Below are 24,897 nucleotides of genomic sequence, written 5' to 3' on the forward strand. Positions count from 1 at the left end.
ACGAAGCTGGCCCCAAAAGCCGTTTTATGGGCTTTTGGGGCAGCTCCTTCGCAGGATTCCATTTACGTTGGCCGATATATGACTCGATTCATATTGGACGAATACGGGCCTGCATCATGCGGTAACCGTTAATTCGGGTCGGGAACCAGAACCAGAGCTTCATCAAAAGCTACGCCGGCCGAGGTTGTCCGAAATCCTATCTTCCCTTCCGTCAATTCCGTTACAGGATTGGTCCATTCCACTTTCAATTCTCCATCCACATAACATTTCATGGTGTTCCCTTGGATGGCAGCCTTAATCGTATACCATTGCTTCTCCATCGCCGTGAACGGAGTACTGGATACAAGCGTCATGTTGTTATCTACGGATTTGTACAACTCCAGCTTTTTAGCTGCTGAATTGATTCGATACATATAAAAATTCTCTGCGTCCTGTACTCTGAAGAGAATGCCTGCATTGGCATTACTAATGGGCATCTTCACTTTGGCTTCATACGTATAGTCCTTCCATGCATCACCGGCGGTAATGAGTGCAGCAGCTGAACTATGCTGAATCAAAGCATTGGTGTCGTCTGCTGCAACGCTCCAGGAACCTGAAGTCGGCGTCCATCCAGTCGTATCTCCATCTTCAAAATCGTCGCTGAATTGGATGAACGTAGGGTCCGGATTAACGGGAGATTCATTCACATCCGTGACCTGGATCGTAAACATCTTCTCGTAGTACATTCCCCCTGAGTCTATGCTCTTCACCCGGATACTGTAGCTGTCCTGCACTTCGTAATCAGGCGTCACAGCAAGAAACAATGCATTGTCCGATATGGTGAAGCTTTTGTTGTCCGTGTCCCCGGCTCCTGCTGTCAGCATGTAAGCAAATGTCTCCCCCTCATCAGGGTCGATGGTGGAGAATGTTCCGACCATACCTCCTGCCGTTGTGTTTTCAACTACGCTGCTGTTGGAGAGCACAATATCCTCAGGCGCTTTATTGATTGAGGAAACAAAGGCATCGTCAAAATGGACGCCCGCCGAGGTTGTCCGGAATCCGATTCCCCCTGCTGTCAATTCTGTTGCAGGATTAGTCCATTCCATTAGTAATTCTCCATCCACATAACAGGAAATCGTGTTACCTTGTACAACCGCCTTAACCTTATACCACTGCTTCTCTCTGGCTGTGAACGGTGTGTTGGCTACAGACGTCAATTGTCCGTTTACAGATTTGAATAACTCCAGCTGTTTAGCTGCTGAATTGATTCGATACATATAAAAATTCGCTGCATCCTGTACTCTGAAGAGAATACCTGCATTGGCATTGGTAATTGGCATTCTCACTCTGGCTTCATAAGCATAGTCCGTCCATGAGCCACCGGCATTCGCGGTAATCAGCGATGTAGTCGTCTGGTTCCCGCTGGATAACACTTTATTTGTGCCGTCTGTCGGTACTGTCCAGCCGCCAGAAACCGGTGTCCATCCCGCCGTATTTCCGTCTTCAAAATTGTCGCTGAACAGCGGTGGCTTGGAATTGGCGAAGACGATACCATTTACATTACTGTTAGCGGTGGCATTCAGGTCGTTCAAGTTGGTTGCGAGCTTGCCTTCAACATACACATCCGTGAACGTGACACCGTTAACCATTCCACCTTTTGTGGCATTCCCGGAAAGCCTGGATTTCTGAGATCCCGTCTCACGAACATTGATGTTCTTGAATGTAACATTGCTGACATCGCCGGAAGTACTGGTTGAAACCCCGAACCAATAATTCCCGAATTGATTGATACCGACTCGTTCGATATCGATATTCTCAAATGTAATATTCTGGGCGTATCCTTCCTCCGGAAGAGTATTCAATTGGTAACCATGGTCAATGAGCAGTGCTCGGGCGCTCTGATACACATATGAATTTCGGATGGTTACGCCAATCTGCGGCTGAGCTACCCCCATGCCAATCTTGAAAGCCGCACATCGGGTCCAAGCAAGAACGTCGTCAAAGACCACATTTTCCAAATGTTCAAGCTCTCCCGGCCATCCTTTGGACATGCCCGTCTGCAGCCAGGTTTTAGTAGAAAATGTGTCATCATCCGATATCCCGATCGCGTGCTGGACCAGCACGTCCTGACTTTCGTTTATATCGATAACGTCATTCTCGATTTTGTATAAATCCTGGAATCCCTTCAGATTTTTTATGGTCACATTGTCGGAACGAACAACCATAAACGACCAGAAGCCGCCATCCCGCAATATTAAACCATCAAAATTAAAATTCGTGGTTGCGATCGGAACCAGCAGGTTATTCAGGAATCCTTCATTTTTATTCGGTGCCGGCATCTTCCGCTCGCGCATCGCTATGCCTTTACCATCAATAGTTCCTCGTCCCCGTATCGTAATATTGCTGGAATCTGTCGCCGTACGAATAAAATACGTTCCATCCGCATTACGTGAATCCTTGCGAAAATCATTCGTGTAGTCCTCACCCTTGCCTGTGCCGACAATCACGGCACCTCCGGCGAGGTAAAAGGTCACATTGCTCTTTAAAGTCAGGTTCCCGCTTTTATAGACACCTGCCGGAACAAACACAACACCGCCGCCGGCTTGATTAGCATCATCGATAGCCTGCTGGATACCATCTGATGCCATCCATGTCCCCGTGTTATCCACGTTGTATGGCGACTCTGTCACATTATAAATCCCGGCACCTGTGGACGGGGGAATATCTGTCTCCAAGGGATCTGCTGCGATGACAATTTTCTTTTTCCAGTCGTTGATTTTTACGATCACATAAGTGGAGGAAGAAAGCGTAAATGTCAGCTTGTTTCCATTGACCGTACCTGCGATGTTTTTGGCCTGCGGACTGATGGAGTAAGATGTAATCGGCTCATTCACAGTAACTTCGATCTTGACCGTACCGGAAAAAGAAAATTGAGCGTAATCATAGTCAGCCAGATAACTGATAACAGGAACCGCTTCGTTATCCGCTTTTAATGAAAACACACTGGATGCGGTATAGATGGATGGCATCGGGTAGTTCTGTATCGTGGCTGGACTACTTGCGGCCTGTGTCAACGATGCCGGATCAATGGCATCTATCATATCCGCCGAATAAACAGAATGGCTCTCCATCTCGGTCGCATTCGCAGCTCGGGGTAAAACTCCGGTGATTATAATGGCAAGCACGACCAACAGACTCACTGCTTTTCTTGTCATGGTAAGAATTAATACCTCCTCAACATTATTCGTCTTCCCACCGATAATAAGGCAGCGCAGCTCCGTTCGCCCAACCGTATTCTTGTTTATGGCGCTATGAATGCGCTACCATTTTTTCGAACGATCAAGCCCTCCCTCCGTTAAAACTTTTCACTGTCAAATCGGATTATAATGCCTGTCTAAAAAGAAAGGAGTGGGGCAGGCCCACTCTCCAGGGATACATTTCAACTGTTCTCCTTACACGCGGGAAATGTGAAATCAGCAATATGTTAAAGAAGAGAAACTGAAAATTATGTATGTACTCTTTTATAGACACTTTTTCATAGCGCCTGAAGCGAGTCTGTAAATATGCCAAGAAGGCTTACTCCCTCTTCAACATGTGGAATAAGCCTTCTATATGCTTTGTCACCATTTAGATTACTGTTTGCTCGACATAACACTATCAAGAAACTTATCTGCATCACAATTAAATTTCCATGATACGCCGAACTTGTCCACCAGCAGTCCAAAGCACGAAGACCAAGGCATGTTGGATAAAGGCATTATTACATTGCCATCAACAGACAATTTGTGAAAATATTCATTCAGTATCTCTTTCGTAATTATTTATATCAAATGGTAGAAAGATATTCCTAACGGGTCCCATTTAACATTAAATTGTTGGCGGGACCCTTGGTTTCTCCATGAGATTAATAATTATAGAATTGTTTTGATGATCCAATCCATGCTTTTGTATATTCATTTTCATGGTATTGTCTGTTTTCAAACGCCTGAACAGCCGCATTGGCAACGTCTATATCTTGAGCGCTTGTTCCTCCACTTACACCGATGCCACCTACAACTTTACCTTGATCCATGAGAGGAATTCCTCCACCTAATATTACCAGCCTGCCTTGATTAGTCGTGTTGATTCCGTAAGTCGCTCCTCCGGGAAGCGCTGTTTGAGCTAAATTCGCTGTCGGCATTTGCATAGCTACACTGGTCCATGCTTTTCCTTGAGCAATGTCTATACCAGCAATTCTGGCATGGTCCATTCTATAGAAAGCAATCAGGTTTCCCCCTTCATCAACAATTGCAATATCTGAGCTTAGACCTAATTGTCTGGCACGCTCTTCGGCAATTTCTAATAACTTCTTAGCAGTAGCTAAAGTAAGTTTATACATTAAAACTTCTCCTTTACTTCACAAGTTATTATTAGAATATGGTCAAATGTCCTTAGTGGTGAATCCAAGACCTCCCCTTTATATAGCTTCCATTAGTACAGAAACAGCCCTGCATCCTATTTAAGGACGGAGGGCTTGGCCTTCTCGTGCGGCTGAAATCTCAGCAAAATTTCGATCTTTGTTCCTTGGTGAAGCTCACTTTCCACATGGATTTCCCCATCATGAGCCTTCACGATATCGTGCGCGATGGCCATGCCAAGGCCGGATCCTTTATGCAGCTCTCCTGTGTTCGTTCCGCGATAATAACGGTCGAAAATCCGTTCCAGCTCTTCTTTCTTGATCCCTTTACCATGGTCCTCGACAACGATCCGAACGAAATCCCCTTCTTTCTTGACACTGACTTCAACAACCACATTCTCATCGTTATGGACGATCGCGTTGTAGATTAGATTGGCGACCGCACGGCGAATCAAGATGTCGTCGACCTCAACGAGGATCACGTCATCACTATACCGGTATTCGATATTCCGGTTGCCGTACCGGGCATCATTCAACGTATCTATGACAACGTTACGGACGATGCTGACGATATTTACGCTTTTCAGATCCAGTGTCAGTCCCTTGTTTCTTAAACGGGTGGAAAGGTTCAAATCCTCGATTACGTCTTTCAAATAAAGCGATTTCCGTTCAATGATTTCCGCGTAATCCCGCATTTCCTCAACCGTAAAATCATAATCCTTGTCTCGCATCATTTCGGCGTACCCCTGAATCGAAGCAAGCGGCGTTTTAATATCATGCGATATGTTCGCGATCCACTCCTCTTTCATCCGGTCCAGCTTTTTCCGTACCAATTCGCTTGCCCGCAGTTCCTCTGTCAGCACGTTGACGTTGTAAAATACGTCCTTATAGAGGCCCTTCGATTCGTAGCGCACCCGGTAGTTTTTATCGGCCAACTGTTTAATCCCGTCAATGAGCGAGGAAAGCGGCTTGGTTAACCTTTTGCTGAACAAATAAGCGATGCAGAGCGCGATGAAGCCGTCGACGCAAAGCAGAGTGAGGATTCCGATTTGAAGAAACCGACCAACCTTTCGGATATCATAGGTGAGAATATTCCGCTCCAGATTAGGGTTTTGAAAACCCAGCAAATAGCTGTAGCGTTCCCCGCTTCCTAGCTTTTCCCCAATAAAAACGATTGACATCAGTTCTTCTTCCAGATACTTGTAGGTCTGAACGATATCCAGTGGCGTATATTTGGTTTTAGCTTCAGACGGCACACGATATCCATAAACCTCTTTGCCGTTTTCGTCCAGAATTTGAACCCAGGCATGATTTCGCTCCAGTATTTCCTTCCCTTGACTGGTAATGGCGATCCCCGGCTCGGATAGAACGATTTCTTTACTGAATGAACGGGTAATAGCTTCGGCTGAAGCTTCTTCTTGTTGGAACGGGTACTGGGGAGATACACTTTGGTATATAAAAAAAACCGTTACCACTAAAATGTTTATAAAAATAACAACGACAACAATTAGAACGACGGATGCCAAGTATCTGCCGGTCAGCCGCCATTTCATCGCTTCTGTTCCCCTAAGACAAGCTTATATCCCAGTCCCTTTACGGTCACCAGATATTGCGGGTTTGAAGGATCCTCCTCAATCTTTTCCCTCAGCCTCCGAATATGTACCATAACGGTGTTATCATAACCGAAGGATTCCTCCCCCCAAACCTGATCGTACAGGCTTTCCTTGCTTATAATCCTGTTCGGATGCTTTAGCAAATAGCTGATAAGGCCAATCTCTTTCGGTTTGAGCTCGATGATTTGGCCGTTCTTCTTCAGTTCGAATTTGTGTTCGTCAAGCTCGAAAGGCCCAGCTTTCACGGTGTGATCGTCCTTGTTCTCCTCCGGGGCAGCCTCCGTTCTTCTGAAACGGGCTTTGATTCGATAAGCCACTTCCTTCGGACTGAACGGCTTGGTGATATAATCGTCGCCCCCGATGGCAAATCCGAGTATCTTATCGATTTCTTCGTTTTTGGCTGATAAAAAGAATATCGGCACGTTTGAAACGCTGCGAATTTGTTTGCATACGTCATACCCCTCGCCATCTGGAAGCATAATGTCCAGTATGACGAGATCAGGCTGCTTGTCCTGAAACCGAATCCAGCCTTCTTCGGCGGAAGAAGCGGTATATACATGCCCGAAACCTTCCTTAACCAGCACGGTTTTCAGAAGCTTTACGATATCCTCTTCATCGTCCACGATCAATATTTTTTGATTTAGCGGCAATCGGTTCAACCTCCTTTCTGCAAGCAGGGAAAAAGACTGGCAGCCAGAAACTGCCAAGTCTTTAGTAATTATCTTCCCCGCTCTTCCATTACTATAACCATATATTGAAAAGGACGCACTGCTCAGAAACTCAATAATTCTTATTCTTCAGCAAAAAACTTCGCCATCGGGTTGGCCGTCTTTTTGCCGGATGCTATTTTGCCTGATTTGTCTAGTACGTAGTATTGATAAAAGTCGCCGCTAAAACCGAGCGATTGCAGCATCTGCTCCGCAAACGGCTCGACCGCATTTTCGCTCAAGGCGTCACCGTCCCAGAAAAAATGCAGCAGCAGGCGATTTTGATTGTAAGGATGCTTAATAACGTATGCGCCGGAAGTCGCTTTTTGGTTCATCTTGCTTTTCCAGTCGAAGCTGATTGCCTTCGATTTTTGTATGATGCCGGGTTTAAGCGCCTGAATGAGTCCGTTTGTTTTGGAACTGCCAATGGCGATGATGTTGCTAGTTCCGAGATTCTTTTTCAGCTTTTTCTTGAGCGTCTGTCGATCGGATATCACCTCGTATGGAATACCCATGATCCCTAGAGTCCCTTCAAGCTGTGTCAAGATTGTCTGCTGCTGCTTTTTCGCTAGGCTGCCAGCCTGATCACTCACCACGATCGTCAGCGGTTCGCCTTTCAGTGCCTTATCCATGATACGGCTCATCGTTTCCGCCGGAAGATTCGAAACTTGGGTTAGGGACGAATGGTACATGTCTTTGAACTGCTCATGCCAATATGCAGTCGTTTCCACCTCGGACAACTGATATTCGGGTTTCAGGACAAAATGCGGATCGTGCAGGATCTTGTCCATTTCCTTTCGCGCTTCTTCTCCTAGCGTATCCTGGATTGTTTGCAAAAGCCCACTGATCGTCGCGTTTTTGTACTCGTACCGTTTGAAATATTCTTTCATGAACATGTCGAATTTCTCTTCGCCCACTGTTCGGTACAGCTGGTAGATCGCCTGACGTCCTTTATTGTAAAAGGTTGGACTCTCCAAGTCTCTCACTTCCGTATTGGTTGCGGCAATCGGCTTGTCAACCGAAGACATATCATCGATTTGGATCGATTTAAACCCGTTCAGGTCGTCACCTTGTTTATCAGCGAAATAAACCTTTGAAAAATCGGCAAATCCTTCATCCAAAAACGATTCTGTCTCCGAGTTGTTGCCGATCAAGGCATGGAACCATTGGTGGGCGATTTCATGCACGAACACATAATCATGCGCAGGATCGCTAACCCGCGCGATTTGTCCCATTTGAATGACTCGGGCAAACTCGACCGCCACACCCTCTACGTACGACTCTGCGATTCGGAACTCAGGATAAGGGTATTTCCCGTATTTCTCACTAAAAAACGAAATGGCCGCAAAAGCCGTATCAATGTACTCGTCAACGAGTTTTTTCTTGTCTGGCATATTGTCAAAATAATAATATTCAACCGTCAGTCCATCACGGGTAACGCGCTCAACCTTATAATTCGGGCTGGCAAAAAAGACGAGCTCCCGGGTGTTATCGGCAACGGTGGTTACGATTTTGCGGCCTGCCTCCTTCGGATCGGTCTGCGTCGTTATGTTCCCAGGCATCAGCATCTGATAGGCTTCCGGCACGTTAAAATGCACTTCGAAATCCGATGAATCATAATAATCGGTCTCGAACGACTGGCTGTAAGGTGTTTTGTCCCAGGCATGTTTGTTCTCGTCGTAGACTGACATGACCGGGAACCAATGCGCCCCGTTGATGATGTCTTTGTAATAAGACAGGCGCTGCATGCCATACGGGATCTTCACTTCAAAACCGATTTCGACTGTGACTGTTTCGCCAGGTTTTAGTTCCTGCTGCAGTTTAACGGTCAAAGCCTGATTGCTGTTCGTAAAGAGCAAGGGTTGTCCGTCAGCCGCCGCACTTTGAATGTCGATGCCACCCAGATAGTCCTCCGGCTTTTTTTCGGGATTTTCCTTCCGGATCTCCTCATTGTTTCGCTTAAACATGGAAGTTTGAGTCGCTTTGGACCGGTTGGCGTCGGCAAACGTATGAAAGACGATTTCCCTCAGCGTATCGTTGGACGTATTACGGTAAGTGACGGTCTCGCTTCCTTGGATGCGCATATTCTTCTCATCTAGCCTTGCATTGATCAGGTATTGAACCTGAGCATGAGCTTGCGTCATTTCTATGAATTCAGCGGATACGGTGGTGGCTGGTTTTGCAAGCGCTTGGCCAGCAGCGATAACCGGACAGGCCATAAGCGTAATAGCCAGCGAGTAAGCCAGCGTTTTTTGTGATACTGATTTGAAGTTTATTCGATACATTGGATTCTCTCCCTCATACACATGTTTAGTTGACTACATTCGGGTTTCCATATAATAGTTATTGCTCGGAACCCTCGAGCTTTTGTTTTGCTTGCTCGGGCATTTCGCCGACCTGTACTTCCTGGTAGGAGCTGACGTCATTCCCCTTCACATAGACTCGAAGGTATGCGTCCTTACGCAGTTCCTTATTTGCTGTAAAAGTCAGGCTTTTTTCCTCACCTTTTGAATTAAAGCCCTCCAGGGTGTATTCGTAAGAAACATACTTCTCTCCACTATCCGACTTATTTTCCATTCTCTTTCCGTCTTGGTTAATCTGCACGTAATATTGGTTTGCACCGATACGGTTCAAATTCACGTTTTGGATGAATACAACAAATCCAACCAGAACGATCACTACAACCGCTAAAGTGATAATCGCCTTTTTCATTACAGTTCGACTCCTTATTTTGTATTGGTAACGATCTTGCAGTACGCATGTACAGTCAATAAATAATAGATCAGATAGATGCAGACATAGACACCCATGCAGCTCACGACGGGAACGACCAGATTGGTCATCATCAGCTTCGACAATGCCGTCAGAGCGACAGCACAGTGGCCGATGCCGAAGGCAAGCGGCAGGGCAAAAATGAACAGCACCTGTTTAGCGACGGATTTGCGGATTTCCCGTTTTTTAACGCCGATTTTATGCAAAATCACATAACGGGCTTTGTCACTGCCGGCTTCCGTTAGCTGCTTGAAGTAAATGATGCTGCCCGTTGCTGCCAGGAACACGAGGCCGAGGAATCCACCCATAAACATCAAGAGGCCAGAAGATTCCATTCCCTGTGAATATACGCTGTAAAAGCTCGAAAGCCCGGCTTTCTCCGGTAAAATCTCTTCCAGCTGCTTTGTCAGCTCTTTCGCCTTGTCCTGATGCGTGATGCTGTAAGCTTCGGCAGCCATGGACTTGACATTCGACTTAAGATCCTCAAACATGTCATCGCTGACGACAATGGTGGAGTAGACCGTTCCAAGATTCAGCACATTGTATTTTTTTAATGTTTTGAATTGGAGGCTTTCATTGATCCCTTCACCCTTAAGCTTGATCGTCGAACCGACATACTCTGGCGAAAATCCTTCCAGATAGGCAGGTTCGAGCGCTGCGGCCTCGCTGCCTTCAAGGCTTATGGTGTCGTCCCGCCCCTGCAGCTTGGCCAACCGGTTAAAATCTCTGCTTGATATGACGGTAAACGACTGCTCATCTGATCCTTGAGCATGATTTAGGCCGGAGGTGTCCGCATCTACCTCAAGGAGAGGAATGGACTCATGGTACAGCACTTTATGCCCCGCAGCCTGCTCGATCGCCTTATCAACTTTTTCTGTGACCGTACTGTCCACCCCGATAAACATATAGCTGTTCGGATTCGCAACTGCCGCGTTCGTCCGGGTGTTGTAATACGTGCTGTACGCCGTTCCAACTGCTGTCAGCGTCGTTGCGCTTAGCACAGCGATGATGGTGAGCGTCCGCGCGTTGCCTTTCATCCGATACAGCAGCTGGGAAGTCCCGATCAGGTTCAGGCCACGCCAGTAGCTCGTTTTGTGTCTGCGGGCCAGCTTCAGCAGTGTAACGGTCAAGGTATTAAACAGTAGGTATGTGCCCAGAATGACTGAGATCAAAATAACGAGCGGCGTGAGCATATACCCGATGGTCGCCCATGCCTTGGACGTAAGCATATTTTGCAGCGCAAGCCAGTAGCCGAACCCGATGAGCGCTATGGATAATAACGCAATGATCAGGGAAGACTTGGGCTCTTTCTCACGCTCTTGATCTGCCCTGAACAGCTCAATCAACTTGAAACGGTAAATCAAGCGATAGCCTTGGACCGACGTGATCAGCGAAATGATCATGAACACCAGGAACGTATTCAAGATCGCAGCCGGGGAAATGGAGAAGTTCGCCACGACGGCGTAACCCATCACCTTCATCAGAATCATCACAAAAAACCGGCTAAGCACCGCTCCAAGCGCGATTCCCACGATCAGGGCCAGAATGCCCATCAGGAAATTTTCATAAAACATCATCCGTCCGATCTGTTTTTTACGGACGCCAAGCAGCGAGTACAGCCCCACCTCTTTTTTGCGCTTGCGTGTGAAAAACGAATTCGAATACCAGATGAACACCGCCACGAAAACGATCAGCACGACCGCCGCCCCGCTGAAAGCCGAGCTAATCTTCTGCGATCCTTCCGATGCGGATGCGATGGTGCTGTCGTATTTCAAGGACACAAACGTAAAATATATGACAATGCTGAATATCATGGAGGCGAAATAAAGAAAATAATTCGTGAAGTTCTTTCGGATGTTCTTCCCGGCGATCTTAAATAGCGTCATGATGACCACCTCCGAGCGTCGCCAAAACTTCAATAATCTGTCCAAAAAAGTCTTGCCTTGTCATGCCTTCTTTATGGAGCTCTTTGAACAGCCGGCCGTCGTTGATAAAAATGACCCGCTTGCAGTAGCTAGCCGCGTAGGCGTCGTGAGTAACCATCAGGATGGTCGCTTGATTGTGCTGATTTAGCTTGCTCAAGCTTTCCAGAAGACCGGTCGCCGATTTCGAATCGAGCGCACCGGTAGGTTCGTCCGCCAAAATCAGGCTCGGATTCGACACGATTGCCCGTGACGCCGCTGCACGCTGTTTTTGACCACCCGAAATATGGTACGGGTACTTATCGAGAATCTCGCGAATGCCAAACGTATCGGCGATTTCCTCAACCCGCTTTTCGATCTCAGCCACAGGAACTTTGGAAAGGGCCAGCGGAAGCAGGATGTTTTCCTTGACCGTCAACGTATCTAGCAGATTGTAGTCTTGAAAAATAAATCCAAGCTTATTGCGGCGGAAATCGGACAGCTTTTCCTCGTTCATGGCAACGATGTTTTGTCCATCAATTGTGATCTCGCCGGTGCTCGGCGTATCAATCGTCGAGAAGATGTTCAGGAGCGTTGATTTCCCAGCACCGGATGGGCCCATAATGCCGACATACTCCCCTTCTTCAATGCTCAGGTTGATGTTTTGGAGCGCCGTATATAGATTTCCTTTTGTGCCAAAGGTTTTGTTTACGTTTATTGCTTGCAGTATGGTTTTCATGGTGTCTCTCCTTAATCCTTGGGTTTCATGAATGTAAATCCAATCTTAAAGGCCGAATCTTACACCGTCTTAATCCCAACCTTACAACAACCTTAAATTTATACAAAAAACCCTCAGAGAGCCTTTGCGGCAACCTGAGGGCTATGAAATCAATGCTATCCAAACTATAAGAAAAGTTATGTAATCTATGTAGGTAGTAGCAAGAGCTATAAACAGAAGCCATGGGTCACAGCGTGAAAAACAACGCTGCTCCCATGGCTTTCATTAGGAATTGTAATTTATTGTGCATCATAACGCGACAGCGTTTTTGTGGAATTCTCTACTGTTGCCGGATGCCCGGTGTTTACGGCTTCGGCGGCAAAACTACGGCTCCATTCACCTTGCCGTCAAGGCCAAGAATTTCAATTTCATCAAGGAAGACCCAGACGTCGACCGGAAATTCGACCTTAACGTAGCGGGCATACACTTTATCGGCTCCCGCTTTCCCCGGCACGCCGTCTACTGATCCACTCCATCTCAGGAATTCGGCCGAAGCGTCACCTTGTGCCTGCGGCGGAGAAACGGTTGCCAGTTTGCTCCACGTTTGACCGTTAGTTGAAACGGAATAAGTAACGTACTGAGGGAAATAGATGCCGGGACCTTGATCCTGAAGAAAATGAGCCCTAATTGATCCGATCGATTTGTTGCGGCCCATATCCAATGTGATGGTGCGGCTTCGTTCCTCTGGATAGGCGCTTCCCGCATGACCCTGCCACTGCTCGTTGCTGAAATCCGTTCCGCCGAATAGGCCGTTCGTCAGTTCATTTCCTGAATCGGGATAGCTGCTGTTAGGCGGTCGTGAAATGGTATAGCTTAGACCTTGAGCCAGATTACTAAAGCCCCAGTCGTCAGACCAAGTTTCCATGAGAATTTTGGCGTAAGTATCAATTACCGTTGCTGCCGGTGCCGAAATCAACCCTTGCGCTTGCACGGCCGGATCATGAATGTGTGCGAGGAAATCCTGCAAATATGTTACGGCGTCCTTCGGCTTATTTTGCCCTAGAAGCAGCTTAATGTTCTGCAAACGATACAACAACTCATTGCCAAAAACTGAATTGATTTCATTCGCCGTGATATAACTCTGTACAAGCTCCTCCATCGACTCCATCGTCGGGCTGCTGTCAATCTTGTACGTTCCGTTCACGAACTGGTACAGCCAGTCATACATTAGACGGAGGTCGGGATCCTTGCTTACCCCTAAATTATAAATGGCATTATTGCCTTGGTAATAAGCTCTAAATCCATTCTGCATCAAGCCAGTTTCAACACCGCTGTTCAAATAATCGATATAGCGGTTCCGGAATACACTGTCCGTCAGCATCCGATCATCAAACTCAAGCTCGTTTGACATCCCATATTGCTTAGCCAGGTTCGCGGCATCTTCCAAGCGGTCGGAATCCGTTCCGCCGAAGAAATAGTTAGGCTGAAGCGCCACAGCGTCAAACCCTACTTCTTTCCACATAAAGCTTTTATAAGCCAAAGAGTGAGGAATCCAGAAAAATTTCAAGTTCATGTCATGGACTTTGCTGCTTACAGCTTTGATCAAATCCGGACCTGTATCGCTTGTGCTAATTTGTTCTTCCAGCCAGTACATCCCGACAAGCTCCAGATTGGAATAGTTCGCCTCCTGCCACCTTTGACGGACCTGATCCAGCCACCACTGCATCACTTTTATCCGGTTTTCGAGCGCTTTCTCTTTGCCGACAACCGAGTCGTTAAAGCTTTCGGATACCCCGTCACCGTCAACGTCGCCAAAGTCATTTACGTATTCCCCCGGGTTCGGAATCATGAGCACAACCTTCATTTTATGATCAGGCTGGTTCAGCTTGGCTCCGACTTCCACTGTAGCCTCATTCAACTGCTGCATATCCCCCGCGGCTGCGAAGGTTTTATCCAAATACCAGTTCCAGTCCTCCAGGATCGTTTGTCCGACACCGAAGTCACGGCCGGCATGCGAAGCCAGTCCGAGATATAATATCCCGTCAAAAAGCCAGTCGACAGGCTCGCCATCTTGATTTACATAACTGATGTTAGGGATGATCCGTTCCTTGTTCCAATCACCTAAACCATTTGCATATTGTCCGTTATACAGCAAATTCAGATTTCGAATACCCGCGGTAGCTTCACTCGGCTCCAAAAAATGAGGCTGCTCGGCTGAAACCTTTACGGCCTCTTTTGCCTTGCCGTCTGTACCCATAATTTCGATTTCGTCAATGTAGCTCCATTGCGAAGGATGCATGGTAAAGGTTACTTTAACATAACGGGCATAAGCTAGCTTGCCGCCTGTATTCCCGCTCTTGATTCCATCCCGGCTGCCGTCCCATTCAAAGGTCTCCTGTCTTGGCGGTCCCTCCCCCCAGAGCAGCTGGGTGGCGTTATGGGATAACAGTCCCCAATGTTCTTTATCGTCGGAGACATACATCGATACCGTCAAAGGTACGAGGATCGAGTTGGTAGGATAGTCTTGAAAGAAATGAGCTGTGATCTTTCCGATTGACTTTTCCTCACCGAGATCAAAGACGACTTCCCGCGTTTTTCCACGCACATGCCCTACCCATGCCGGATCATTCATATCCAATGTGCCGTATTTTCCGTCCGTGAGCTTGTATCCGTCATCGGGATGCGAAGCTTCCGGAGCTTCAGACCATTCATAAGGGAGGTCGGCTGCAAGATTGCGGAATTGCGCCTCCTTCACAGGCGAAGATGTCGCCTGGTCTGCATCTCCCGCCTGCGCACTAACCGGAACAGGCGATTTTGCCTGCACCGTAGAAATCGGTGCAAGCAGCAATACAGCTGCGAACAGGGCGGATCCCCATTTCCTATTCGAAATCATCTGGGTCAACTCCTTTTTTATTCTCGAGTGTAGAACTACCTAAATCTTTAACCACTTTGTGATGAATACCTAAATGAATCCCCCCTTTCACATATTCGGCACACGCTTAACTTGTAATCGCTTTCATAAACCATGAAATCTCATTCCCCACTCCCTTCTTTGTCGCGAACTTGTGCGGCGTCCGGGGTACGCACTTCCCAACCCCCGACGCCGCGGATGTCCGCCATGGTTACTGCACGGCAAGTAATTCTGTTCTATTTTGTCTTTGCCGCATAGTTCCGCAGACTTCAACAATTAAACGCCCGCTTCTTCCTTCTCATACATCTCGGTCAGCTTGATGCTTCTGCCTTGCTGCAAACGGGATCGTTCGGAAGCGAAGGCAATTAAATGGCTTTGCAAGGAAGCTGTAGCCGATGTAAGGCCTTGAGACGGGTTACGGTCGAACTTATGTACATTTTTGAGGAAGGAGCTCACCATGCGCTCATCGCCTCCGCCGTGGCCGTCTCCCTGCACGCTGCATTTAATTTCAATCTCTTCACCCGTCGTATAGCGGTACAGCGTAAATGAGCCCTTATCCATGTCGCCAATGATCTCTCCTTGCGTGCCCATAATCTGCACACGGCGAGTACCGCTCTGGGTTAATCCCGACATAATAAAATTAGCGTTGGCGCCGCTGGCAAATTCCATATTGACGACCTGATGATCGACAACATTGTTATCGCAGCGATAGACGCAGCGGCCGAACGGTCCTTCCTTAAGCGCCCGGATAATGCCTTCCTGTGATAAATCGTGCGTCATATAGCGCGCCCAATGATCAGCAGGTTGCTCCAAATACATTTTAATTGCAGAAAAAGCACATTCCCTCTCCACTTCACAACCATCAATGCAGCGGTCGGCAGCACCCTCCGGCGCGTTCTCGGCTTTAAAATGAAGCAATGAGCCAAAGGAGCTGACCGCTGTGCACGGCTCATCCATCAGCCAGGAGATGAGATCCAGGTCATGGCAGGATTTGGCCAGAATCATCGGGCTTGTTTCCTCGGAATTGCGCCAATTGCCGCGAACGTAGCTATGAACCATATGGTGATAGCCTACGTTCTCTGTCAGCTGAATGGTGCCAATTGCCCCGAGCTCCCCATCCTCGATGCATTTCTTGATACCCGACCAGAACGGGGAATATCGAAGCACATGCGTAACCACCAGCAAACGCTTAAGCTTAAGGGAAGCTTGCTCCAATTCTATGCATTCCCGAACATTCGGCGACATCGGTTTCTCCAGCATGACATGGTAGCCAAGCTCCAGCGCTTTCAAAGTCGGTATATAATGCATACGATCCAGCGTGCAGATAATCATCACGTCGGCCATTTTTCCCTGCTCGAATACTTGTTCCCAAGAATCATAAACATGCTCTTCAGCGATTTGATGAATCTCTGCAAAACGTTGTCTGCGTTCATCATCCGGCTCGGCTACTGCAACAAACTTCAGCTCATTCGGAAATTTCTCCGCATATGGTCCATAGATGTATCTACCTCTACTGCCTGCGCCTAATAGTACAGCCGTTAATGTTCTCAATGTTAGTCCCCCTTGCATGTACAATTGCATCCTAATTTCATTGTAAGGGGTGACTCCGTGCATCAAAATAGATCATTGCTTACATTCCATATACATTTATTGACCTTGGTGCATGGTTTCGGTGCGAAGCGTTCGAAAATCCTGCGGCGTCATATCATTTTGCTTCTTAAAGAAGCGGATAAAGGCAAGCGCTGAATTATAGCCGAGCTTGGCCGCAATTTCATTGACCTTCATGGATGTATTGAGCAGCATGTCTTTTGCAATGACATTACGGTAATCATTTACGTATTTAGAGAGCCCAATTCCTGTGATCTGTTTGTAAAGCCTTGATAGATAGGATGGATTCAAGCTGACATAATCCCCAATAGCAGTTAGGGATATATCATCCGCAATGTGCTCCTCTATATAACGATGCACCTTATTGACGACCTCCATCGGAAGCTCGGTCCCTCTAATCGCATTCCATTCAAAAAAGCAGTCCGCAATTTGCCAATAGTATGGAATGAGATCTGTCCACGAAGCAGTCTCCTCTTGGCGGAACAGTTTATCCAAATTAATCTGAGTATTCATATACTCTCGCATATCTTTATTTTTGTGCAAATGCGCCAGAAATACGGCAGATAGAAAATGGTACAACTCAACCTTGCGCTCATAGGGGCTATCCGGATCGTTCCAGATGTCTGTCAATTCAACAAATAGATGATGAAACTGCTCGCGGTGATTATTTTCAAGACAGCTCATAAGCAGCTGTACGCGAGCGTGAAAAAAGCTGTCATGATAGCCTTTCGCCTTCTCTTTTTCAACGGACTTCTGAAGATCTTGATCTGTCATGATGACCTCATGGAACAAGCCATGACCTTGCATAAGGCCGTATTTCATTGTATGAAAACGATCCGACAGCCGATTCCATGGGACTGCCTCGCTGCCAATAAGAAAAGATATGGAGAGGCTCAGCAACTTTTTGCAGGTCGCCTGGATCGTCTCCAAATTCCCGCTCACATAGCGGTATGCTCTGGTCCATTCCATCGTACCGGTATCCGCCGTTAACTCCGGTCCGGCTTTAGGTTGAAAGATCCATACCATTTTGTTCATATCAAAGACGACGGAGAAGCAGCGTACATGGGCTGATAAATACTCATCGCTGATATTCTGAATAGCGTAAGCGAGCAAAGCCTTGTCCGGCGCCGTGAACATTTCTTTCCATGCATCAATCCGGCAAATCAGCAAATAGACAGGCAGCAATGCGTCGAGCGGTATGTCCATTTCCGCAAAAGCGTCCCCAAGCTGCGGCTCCGTCATCGTCTTGCCTTGAAGCAAGCCCCAAATATACTCCTTCTGCAAGGAAGGCATCGCTTTCCTCATTTTGGACTGGGCCCGCAAGATCATTTGCGCCTGACCCTGTTCCACTTCAATTTCATCTATCGCCCGTTCAACGGTATGTATGATCTTCTCATCGCTTTCCACTTTCAGCAAATAATCAAAGGCACCAAATGTAAGGGCGTTCTTCGCATAGTGAAAATCGTTGAACCCTGTCAATAAAATAACTTTGCACGCCGGCCACTGTGATTTGATTTCCTGCAGCAGCTCAATGCCTTCTATACCAGACATCTTAATGTCCGAAATCACAATATCCACCCGATGATGGGACAGCACCTCAAGCGCCTCTTCGCCGGAATAGGCCTTCATGACTTCAAGCTCCAAATGCTCCGTCTTCTCGAACAATTCCAGAAGACCATCTACAATGATCGGCAGATCATCCACGATTAAAAGCCTGTACATGGCGATTCCTCCTTAGTTCAAACTCAGTTTAATAATAGCTTGAAGCCCGCCAAGCTCAGAACGTGATACGGTAATCCCATACTCTTCTCCATAACGAAGCCGAATTCTGCGATGAACATTTAGGAGGCCGGTTGTCTCCTCCATCAGGTTAGTTGAATAACGAAGCCTCTTGTCAAGCGCTTCAATCTCCTCGTCCGTCATGAACTCGCCGTTATCTTCTACGTAAATGTAAAAAGCATCATTTCGCAGCTTGCTGTGCACCCATAGCTCGCCCGTGCCGCGCATATTACCGAGGGCGTACTTGTAAGCATTTTCAATAATAGGCTGCAAGATCAATCGGGGGACTTTAATCGGCTGGGCTTCGACTTCAAACAACACTTGGATGCGATCCCCGTAACAGATCGACTGCATCTCCACATACGTGCGGGAATGCTCAAGCTCCATCTCCAGCGGAATGTCGTCATCATGATGACGGGTAATGAACTGAAAATATTGCCCGATGTATAAGCAGAACTGGTAGGCTTTTTCCTTCTGGCTATCGGATTTAATCAAACGGCAAAGGACGAAGAAGCAATTATATAAAAAATGAGGATTAATTTGCGATTGCAATCGTTTCAGCTCCGAACGCTGATTGCGAATTTGCTGCTCATAATTTTCCTCAATCAGTGTCTTCAAAGATTTCACAGTATCGTTAAAAGCCTGGTATAAATAGCCGAACTCATCCTTCCTGCGGTCGATCAAGATCGGCTCCAGCTCGTTTTGCTGCATGCGGCGGAAAGAACGCACCAGCTTGATCAACGGACGGTATATCAGCCGGATTAAAAAATAAGTAAAGAATAAAAATATAAAAACAGCAAGCGCGCAAGCCCACCAAAACAATGCTTTATATACCTGCAGCGAACCGAGAATCATCTCTTCGGGTATGCTCGTTACCATGTATGAATTCCAGAGACTGGAATACTTGAATACGGTTAGATATCGTTTATTTTTATAATGGATGGTATCATAGCCTTCATCCACTTTCCCTGTCTGTTTTTCAAGAGCCAGCTGCTTCATCAATTCATGTAATTCAAGATCGGAACCGCTATCGATTTCCCAGCCGCGCTCCAGATTAAATAATACAGATTGGCCTCCCCTGTTATTGCCGATTTGCGCTAATGTTTCTTTCATTTTGCCGGTTGAGAGCTCTACGCCTACCACATAGAGCGGGTCTTTTTTGCTTGCAGGGTACTGCATCGTAATAAACAGCCGGTCCTTCCAATAAATAAAGGGCTCCGTATAAAGCTTCTTGTCTGACTGCATCGCTTCATATTCTTCCGAATTCAGCCTGGTTTCAAAGCTGTTGCTCAGCACGGTGCGCTCAATAAGCGGAATGTACGCCTTCGCCTCGCGAATAAACGGACTGGAATTTTTCATCAAATCCAGGCGGTGCTGAATATCCAATATTTTATACGACCGGTCATAGGAGTTCATCTGTTCGCCTGTCGCCGCCACCTCCATTAAATCCCTGTCCATGACGTAGTTAGGTAAATATCGGCTGATCCGCTCTACTTCCTGATCCAGAGAATCTAAATAAAACCGCGTCGTATTCAAAATCGAATCGGATATTTCACTCCGGATATGATTGGCTCCTTGCTCATTGATCATCCAGGTAATCGCCATAAGCGGCAGTAAGGCCGCCAAAAAGGCAGCCATGATCTTTTTGAATATAGAGGAATCCTGTAACAAGAATATACTTTTCATCGTTTGTTCTCCTGTGCCTGAGATCTACGACCTTCCTGTCTATTCTTTTACACTTCCCATCACAATGCCTTTGATGAAAAACCGCTGCAAGAATGGATAGACAATAAGAATAGGGAAAGCCGCAACGAAGATTTGTGCTGCTCTGCTTGTACGGTCAGACAGCTGGAGCATGAGTTCCACATTTTCTGATTTTAGAAATCGGAAGTCCATCTTAATAATAACGGTTTGCAAGAAGGTTTGCAGTGGATAATTTTCCGGATGATTCATATAAAGCATGCCATCGAACCAGCTATTCCAATGCCCGACCATCGTAAACAGCCCCGTTGTTGCCAGTGCGGGCAACGATAGCGGAACATATATTTTCCAAAGTGTTAAAAAATGTCCGGCTCCGTCTATCCGTGAAGCATCCTCAAGCTCTCTGGGCAAATTGCGGTAAAAGTTCAATAGCAGAATGACGTTGAACACGTTAATCGCCATCGGAAACACTAGCGCTCCGAGAGAATCAATAAGTCCCAAGCTTTTAATTGTTAAATAGGTAGGGATTAATCCGCCACTGAATAAAATCGTAAACACGAAGATCCAGGCATAAACGGTTCTTAAACGAAACGTATTGCTGTCTTTGGATAAAGGATACGCCGTAATAATCGTTAACAGCATGCTTAATGCCGTCCCGACAACAACCCGTTGAAAAGAAATGCCAAAAGCTCTTAAATATTCAGGCTTGCCGAACACGTTATCATAAGCTGCCGTTGTAAATTCTACAGGCCACAGCCCCACCTTGCCGGCTGCCGCAGCTGAACCCGAGCTAAAGGAAATTGCCAAAATATGAATAATAGGCATTAAGCATAAAAACGATATAAAGGCTAGAAAAATTAGATTGCATACGAGAAAAGCTCTTCTTCCGAATGACGGTTTAATGACCACGATCTGTCTCCTTTCTGAATCACCGACTTTTTCGCTATTAGAAAATGCGGTAATTCGCTAGTCGGTATGCGAGTACGTAGGATACGGAAATGAAAATAAAGGATACGACGGATTTCAATAAACCGACAGCTGTGGCAAATCCGAACTGAGCTTGCTGGATCCCCATGCGGTAGACAAAAGTATCAATGATATCAGCACTTTCATAAACCGGTGCACTGTACAGGTTAAATATTTGATCAAATCCGGCATTCAGCACATTGCCGATATTAAGCGTAAGCATAAGGATAATGATCGGCATCATGCCCGGCAGCGTCACGTGAAGCGTTTGTTTCCAGCGGCCTGCGCCATCGATTTGAGCGGCTTCATAAAGCGTAGGATTGATTCCTGTTAGCGCCGCCAAATAAACTATGGTGCCAAATCCAAATTCTTTCCATACATCGGAGATAACCATGACATAAGGAAACCAGTTATTATCGCCAAGAAAGAAAATCGGCTTCATGCCGAACCATCCAAGCAGTTGGTTCAATATGCCGGAGGAAGGAGATAAAATGTCGACCAAAATACCGCTCAGCAGCACCCAGGATAAGAAATGGGGCAGATAGACCAGGGTTTGGAACGTTCTTTTCATCCACTCTCTACGTAATTCATTAAGCAAAATAGCAATGGTGATCGGCACGAACAAACCGGCAAGGATTTTCATTACGGCAATATAGACCGTGTTAAAAAAGATACGACCGATATCCGGATAATCCATTAACAGCTGGAAGTTCCTCCATCCGATAAATGGAGAGCCGAACAACCCTTTATTCGGTACATATTTTTGAAAAGCCATCATGATTCCTGACATCGGAATGTAACTAAAAATAACAATAAAAGCTAAACCTGGCAGCAGCATCAAATGAAGCGGCCATTCCTTCTTCCATATGCGCGTCAGTTTCATATCTTCACCTCGCTGATTCACTTTTCATGCTGTGCATTCCTTGCTCAAGAACCTGATTGTTCTTGAAAAAAGGAGGGATTGCATAGAATCAATCCCTCCCACCGCCACAGATTCTATTGAAGCGATTTATACCACTCGTTCACTTCTTTCGTGATTTCATCGCCGCCAAGCTTCTTCCACTCTTCAACGAATTTATCGAACTCGTCTACGGATACTTGGTTCATCATGATCTTGATGAATATCTCATCACGTTTCTTCGTCAAGATTTCTTGACGATCTGCCATCGTCGGAGTAGGCGCGCCGTAGAACTTGTTTTGCAGGTATTCTTTATTTTGCAGGATTTTAGGGTTATGCGATACCGCACCGTTCGGACCCGAAATCAGGTACTCCCACCACATGGTGATATCGCTGCCGTCAACATATTTCATTGCACGCTCATAACGCGTTTTTTGGTCTTTTGTTTCCAAAATGCTAGCATCTTTTGTTTCGATCGCTTTCGGCAAGATCTCCCCATTATTATCGATTTGTCTACCTACACGAAGCGGGTTAAGCAACCAGTAGTTAGCTCCTTTTTCTACCCCATCTTTACCGTATTCGTAAACCTTTTGTTCTTCTGTTGGATTAGACTGCGTTAAAACGATGTATTGGTTCAGCAATTTGATAACGCCTTCCGGATGCTTGGCTTGTTTGGAGATTACATAGTACTCGTCAACGCCAAGGCCGATTTGATTCAAAGTAGGCTTATTATCGATTGAAGGGATCGGGAACGCTCCCCATTCTTGAACAACCTTGCCGTCTTTCACAGCGCCCTGCACAAGCTGCGCCGGTGTCCAGGAAGCGCCGAATACCATGCCGATGCTGCCGTCATAGATGAGCTCAGCGGCTTTTTCCGTATCTTTAACGGCAAACTCAGGATCGATCAACCCTTTTTTGAACATGTCTTGCAGCGCTCCAAGAGCCTGCTTCATCTCGGGCTGAATATCACTGTTCATCAAACCGCCGTTCCCGTCCTCCATCCAGATATTTTCATAAGCATGGTAGCCGTTCAAGAACGCTCTCAGACCGGTAACGCCTGTCTCTGTGCTAAATGGATTCTTGCTAACCGCAATACCGTAAGCTTGTTTTGTACCACCAGGATTTTTCGCTTTGAACGCTTCGGCAATTTCAATGAGATCATCCATCGTTTTAGGCTCAGGCAGGTTCAGTTCTTTCAGCCAGTCCGTACGAACGAACAAGTACTGATAGTTGAACGGGTTATATGAGCTTGGAATACCCATCATTTTTCCGTCGATCATCGCTGTTTTCATTTGCAGGCCGCCGTCAACGGTCAGAAACTTTTTGGTCTCTTCCGTAGCATGCTGATCATAAACCTCTGTCAGATCCATAATCATATCCGCTTCAGTTAGCTCTTTAAGCTGTGCTGCGTTGACAAGCATGAAATCCGGAATATCATTGGATGCAATCGCGATTTTCACTTTTTCCTTAAATTGACTTACATCGGCAATCCATTTATTAGTAATTTTGACACCGATATCTTTTTCATAAGCATCATAAACGGAGTTTTTGTCAAAGCTCTCCCCTTCGTCAAATTTCAAGTAAGGATCGCTTGGCGAAACCGTTGAGACCTCAATGACATCATTGCTGTTTCCTGTGTCTGTTGTTTCAATTGGTTCCTTGGAATTTCCAGATGGTTGGTTTGGCTCAGACGACGTTTTGAACCCGCAGCCCGTAATCGCCAATGCAAGCGTCAAGGAGATCATGACAAGTGCCTTTTTGCTCTTCAAATTTTACCCCTCCGGTACATTTCGTTATAGTTTTCGCTGCAAATGATACTGCAGTATTTCATATTTCAAGTATAAAAAGAAGCCCCACGCTGTTCTATATACTAGTCTTTACTTTCGTATACACCTCTTGACACCAGGCAAAAATACATAATTCCCATGATTGACGTATACAACGATGGCATTTACTTTTCATTTAGAAACACCTCAATATGTATGTATGAAAGTAAATAACAGTATCTGGTTGAATGCATCCCATGTCTATATACTTAGCATAGAAATTCATTATTGTCTGGAGGTGTTGGATCATAATGAAACTTCATATTGCCTATGACCATCCCATTGCTATCAATGCTTTCGAATGGACCCCTGCCACTTATCGGCAGCCGCCTCATGTGCACGCGAGTCTGGAGATCGGCCTCTGTTTAACAGGCAAAGGCTATTTTTTCTTTGGGAACAAACAATATGCAGCTAAACCTGGCGACTTATTTCTGGTCAATAGTGAAGAACGGCATATTGCCCAATCTGACCCCGACGACCCGAGCCACTATCTCTTTATTAACTTTGATCCCGCGCTGCTGCTAGCTGAGGAGCCTGGGCTGCTGCTGCCATTCTCCTATCGCTCCAATCATTTTTGCAATCATATCATTGGCGATTCCCCCCTCGCCAAACAGCTCACTCCTTGGGTACTGGCTATAGCGGAAGAACTGCGAGAGAAGTCCCCGGGGTATTTGGTCATGGCCAAAAGCGCGCTCATTCAGCTGTGCGGCCGTCTTCTTCGACATTACAACGGTTTGCTATCCGATGATGAGCGTCATCATATGGTGCATTCCGTTCTCCAGGTGCAATCGCTTGCCGCTTTGGTCGAGCATCGTTACAATGAGCCGGTTAGCTTAGGGGAATTAGCTGATGAACTTGGTTTAAGCATCTCGCGCGTGAGCCGAGCGTTTCTGGAAACGACGGGTTACCGTTTCTCGGAATATGTCTCCTTACTTCGTATCCAGGCTGCCAAGCGGGAATTGGCAGGAACGGACAAAGTTGTTGCTGATATTGCATTCGAATGCGGCTTTCAAAGCTTGCCGACCTTTTACCGCGTCTTTAAAGAGACTGTCGGCATGTCTCCGATCCGTTATCGGCAATCGATGGGAGTTATGGAATGAACAAAAAATGAGAATAACGCTT

General features: G+C 46.5%; 16 protein-coding genes and 1 pseudogene. 1 reads left to right on the top strand and 16 read right to left on the bottom strand.

Translation table 11 applies throughout. The annotated features are described in order from the left end of the window. Nucleotides 1-128: 128 nt before the first annotated feature. From ABEQ74_RS01895 to ABEQ74_RS01970, 16 genes and pseudogenes are all read right to left on the bottom strand, one after another. Nucleotides 129-3,194 carry a family 16 glycoside hydrolase gene (locus tag ABEQ74_RS01895; protein ID WP_430118875.1) on the bottom strand — a complete coding sequence of 1,022 codons (3,066 nt, stop codon included), beginning with the start codon at nucleotides 3,192-3,194 and terminating at the stop codon, nucleotides 129-131. 417 nt (nucleotides 3,195-3,611) lie between these two features. After that, a pseudogene (locus ABEQ74_RS01900) lies at nucleotides 3,612-3,791 on the bottom strand (VOC family protein); the annotation flags it as partial. Nucleotides 3,792-3,883: 92 nt separating this feature from the next. Continuing rightward, nucleotides 3,884-4,357, bottom strand: a complete 474-nt coding sequence (locus tag ABEQ74_RS01905) for a GlcG/HbpS family heme-binding protein (RefSeq protein ID WP_430118877.1) — start codon at nucleotides 4,355-4,357, stop codon at nucleotides 3,884-3,886. Between the two features lie 116 nt (nucleotides 4,358-4,473). Continuing rightward, nucleotides 4,474-5,928 carry an ATP-binding protein gene (locus ABEQ74_RS01910; protein WP_430118879.1) on the bottom strand — a complete coding sequence of 485 codons (1,455 nt, stop codon included), beginning with the start codon at nucleotides 5,926-5,928 and terminating at the stop codon, nucleotides 4,474-4,476. Next, entirely contained in the window at nucleotides 5,925-6,638 is a 714-nt protein-coding gene (locus ABEQ74_RS01915; protein WP_430118881.1) for a response regulator transcription factor, read from the bottom strand. Before ABEQ74_RS01915 ends, ABEQ74_RS01910 begins: the two co-directional genes overlap by 4 nt. Nucleotides 6,639-6,778: 140 nt before the next feature. Then, nucleotides 6,779-8,980 (bottom strand): M1 family metallopeptidase, encoded by a 2,202-nt coding sequence (locus tag ABEQ74_RS01920; RefSeq protein WP_430118883.1) that lies wholly within the window; start codon nucleotides 8,978-8,980, stop codon nucleotides 6,779-6,781. A 58-nt stretch (nucleotides 8,981-9,038) separates the two neighbouring features. Continuing rightward, entirely contained in the window at nucleotides 9,039-9,407 is a 369-nt protein-coding gene (locus ABEQ74_RS01925; RefSeq protein WP_430118885.1) for a YxeA family protein, read from the bottom strand. A gap of 14 nt (nucleotides 9,408-9,421) precedes the next feature. Beyond that, nucleotides 9,422-11,353, bottom strand: coding sequence for an ABC transporter permease (locus ABEQ74_RS01930; protein WP_430118887.1), 1,932 nt, complete (start codon nucleotides 11,351-11,353; stop codon nucleotides 9,422-9,424). Then, nucleotides 11,340-12,107, bottom strand: coding sequence for an ABC transporter ATP-binding protein (locus ABEQ74_RS01935; protein WP_430118889.1), 768 nt, complete (start codon nucleotides 12,105-12,107; stop codon nucleotides 11,340-11,342). The genes ABEQ74_RS01930 and ABEQ74_RS01935 overlap by 14 nt, the downstream gene beginning before the upstream one ends. A 343-nt stretch (nucleotides 12,108-12,450) precedes the next feature. After that, nucleotides 12,451-14,979, bottom strand: coding sequence for a DUF4855 domain-containing protein (locus ABEQ74_RS01940; protein WP_430118891.1), 2,529 nt, complete (start codon nucleotides 14,977-14,979; stop codon nucleotides 12,451-12,453). Nucleotides 14,980-15,273: 294 nt separating this feature from the next. Continuing rightward, nucleotides 15,274-16,548 carry a Gfo/Idh/MocA family protein gene (locus ABEQ74_RS01945; protein WP_430118893.1) on the bottom strand — a complete coding sequence of 425 codons (1,275 nt, stop codon included), beginning with the start codon at nucleotides 16,546-16,548 and terminating at the stop codon, nucleotides 15,274-15,276. A 96-nt stretch (nucleotides 16,549-16,644) separates the two neighbouring features. Next, on the bottom strand, nucleotides 16,645-18,327 hold the full coding sequence (locus ABEQ74_RS01950) for a response regulator transcription factor (RefSeq protein ID WP_430118895.1): 1,683 nt from the start codon (nucleotides 18,325-18,327) through the stop codon (nucleotides 16,645-16,647). 12 nt (nucleotides 18,328-18,339) lie between these two features. Then, nucleotides 18,340-20,070 carry a sensor histidine kinase gene (locus ABEQ74_RS01955; protein ID WP_430118897.1) on the bottom strand — a complete coding sequence of 577 codons (1,731 nt, stop codon included), beginning with the start codon at nucleotides 20,068-20,070 and terminating at the stop codon, nucleotides 18,340-18,342. 39 nt (nucleotides 20,071-20,109) lie between these two features. Continuing rightward, on the bottom strand, nucleotides 20,110-20,994 hold the full coding sequence (locus ABEQ74_RS01960) for a carbohydrate ABC transporter permease (RefSeq protein WP_430118899.1): 885 nt from the start codon (nucleotides 20,992-20,994) through the stop codon (nucleotides 20,110-20,112). A 37-nt stretch (nucleotides 20,995-21,031) separates the two neighbouring features. Beyond that, complete coding sequence (locus ABEQ74_RS01965; RefSeq protein WP_430118901.1) at nucleotides 21,032-21,934, bottom strand: ABC transporter permease; 903 nt, start codon at nucleotides 21,932-21,934, stop codon at nucleotides 21,032-21,034. Between the two features lie 113 nt (nucleotides 21,935-22,047). Then, nucleotides 22,048-23,718, bottom strand: coding sequence for an extracellular solute-binding protein (locus tag ABEQ74_RS01970; protein ID WP_430118903.1), 1,671 nt, complete (start codon nucleotides 23,716-23,718; stop codon nucleotides 22,048-22,050). Between the two features lie 308 nt (nucleotides 23,719-24,026). On the opposite strand from ABEQ74_RS01970, the gene ABEQ74_RS01975 reads away from it, so the two are divergent. After that, nucleotides 24,027-24,875 (top strand): AraC family transcriptional regulator, encoded by an 849-nt coding sequence (locus tag ABEQ74_RS01975; RefSeq protein ID WP_430118905.1) that lies wholly within the window; start codon nucleotides 24,027-24,029, stop codon nucleotides 24,873-24,875. Nucleotides 24,876-24,897 lie beyond the last annotated feature (22 nt).

The sequence above is a fragment of the Paenibacillus solani genome, assembly GCF_050475945.1.
In the GTDB taxonomy this organism is placed as follows: Bacteria; Bacillota; Bacilli; order Paenibacillales; family Paenibacillaceae; genus Paenibacillus_AQ; species Paenibacillus_AQ solani_A.

Coding starts and splice junctions, on each gene's coding strand:
- ABEQ74_RS01895 (WP_430118875.1), bottom strand. CDS start 3,194: ATGACAAGAAAAGCAGTGAGTCTGTTGGTCGTGCTTGCCATTATAATC.
- ABEQ74_RS01905 (WP_430118877.1), bottom strand. CDS start 4,357: ATGTATAAACTTACTTTAGCTACTGCTAAGAAGTTATTAGAAATTGCC.
- ABEQ74_RS01910 (WP_430118879.1), bottom strand. CDS start 5,928: ATGAAATGGCGGCTGACCGGCAGATACTTGGCATCCGTCGTTCTAATT.
- ABEQ74_RS01920 (WP_430118883.1), bottom strand. CDS start 8,980: ATGTATCGAATAAACTTCAAATCAGTATCACAAAAAACGCTGGCTTAC.
- ABEQ74_RS01925 (WP_430118885.1), bottom strand. CDS start 9,407: ATGAAAAAGGCGATTATCACTTTAGCGGTTGTAGTGATCGTTCTGGTT.
- ABEQ74_RS01930 (WP_430118887.1), bottom strand. CDS start 11,353: ATGACGCTATTTAAGATCGCCGGGAAGAACATCCGAAAGAACTTCACG.
- ABEQ74_RS01935 (WP_430118889.1), bottom strand. CDS start 12,107: ATGAAAACCATACTGCAAGCAATAAACGTAAACAAAACCTTTGGCACA.
- ABEQ74_RS01940 (WP_430118891.1), bottom strand. CDS start 14,979: ATGATTTCGAATAGGAAATGGGGATCCGCCCTGTTCGCAGCTGTATTG.
- ABEQ74_RS01950 (WP_430118895.1), bottom strand. CDS start 18,327: ATGTACAGGCTTTTAATCGTGGATGATCTGCCGATCATTGTAGATGGT.
- ABEQ74_RS01955 (WP_430118897.1), bottom strand. CDS start 20,070: ATGAAAAGTATATTCTTGTTACAGGATTCCTCTATATTCAAAAAGATC.
- ABEQ74_RS01965 (WP_430118901.1), bottom strand. CDS start 21,934: ATGAAACTGACGCGCATATGGAAGAAGGAATGGCCGCTTCATTTGATG.
- ABEQ74_RS01975 (WP_430118905.1), top strand. CDS start 24,027: ATGAAACTTCATATTGCCTATGACCATCCCATTGCTATCAATGCTTTC.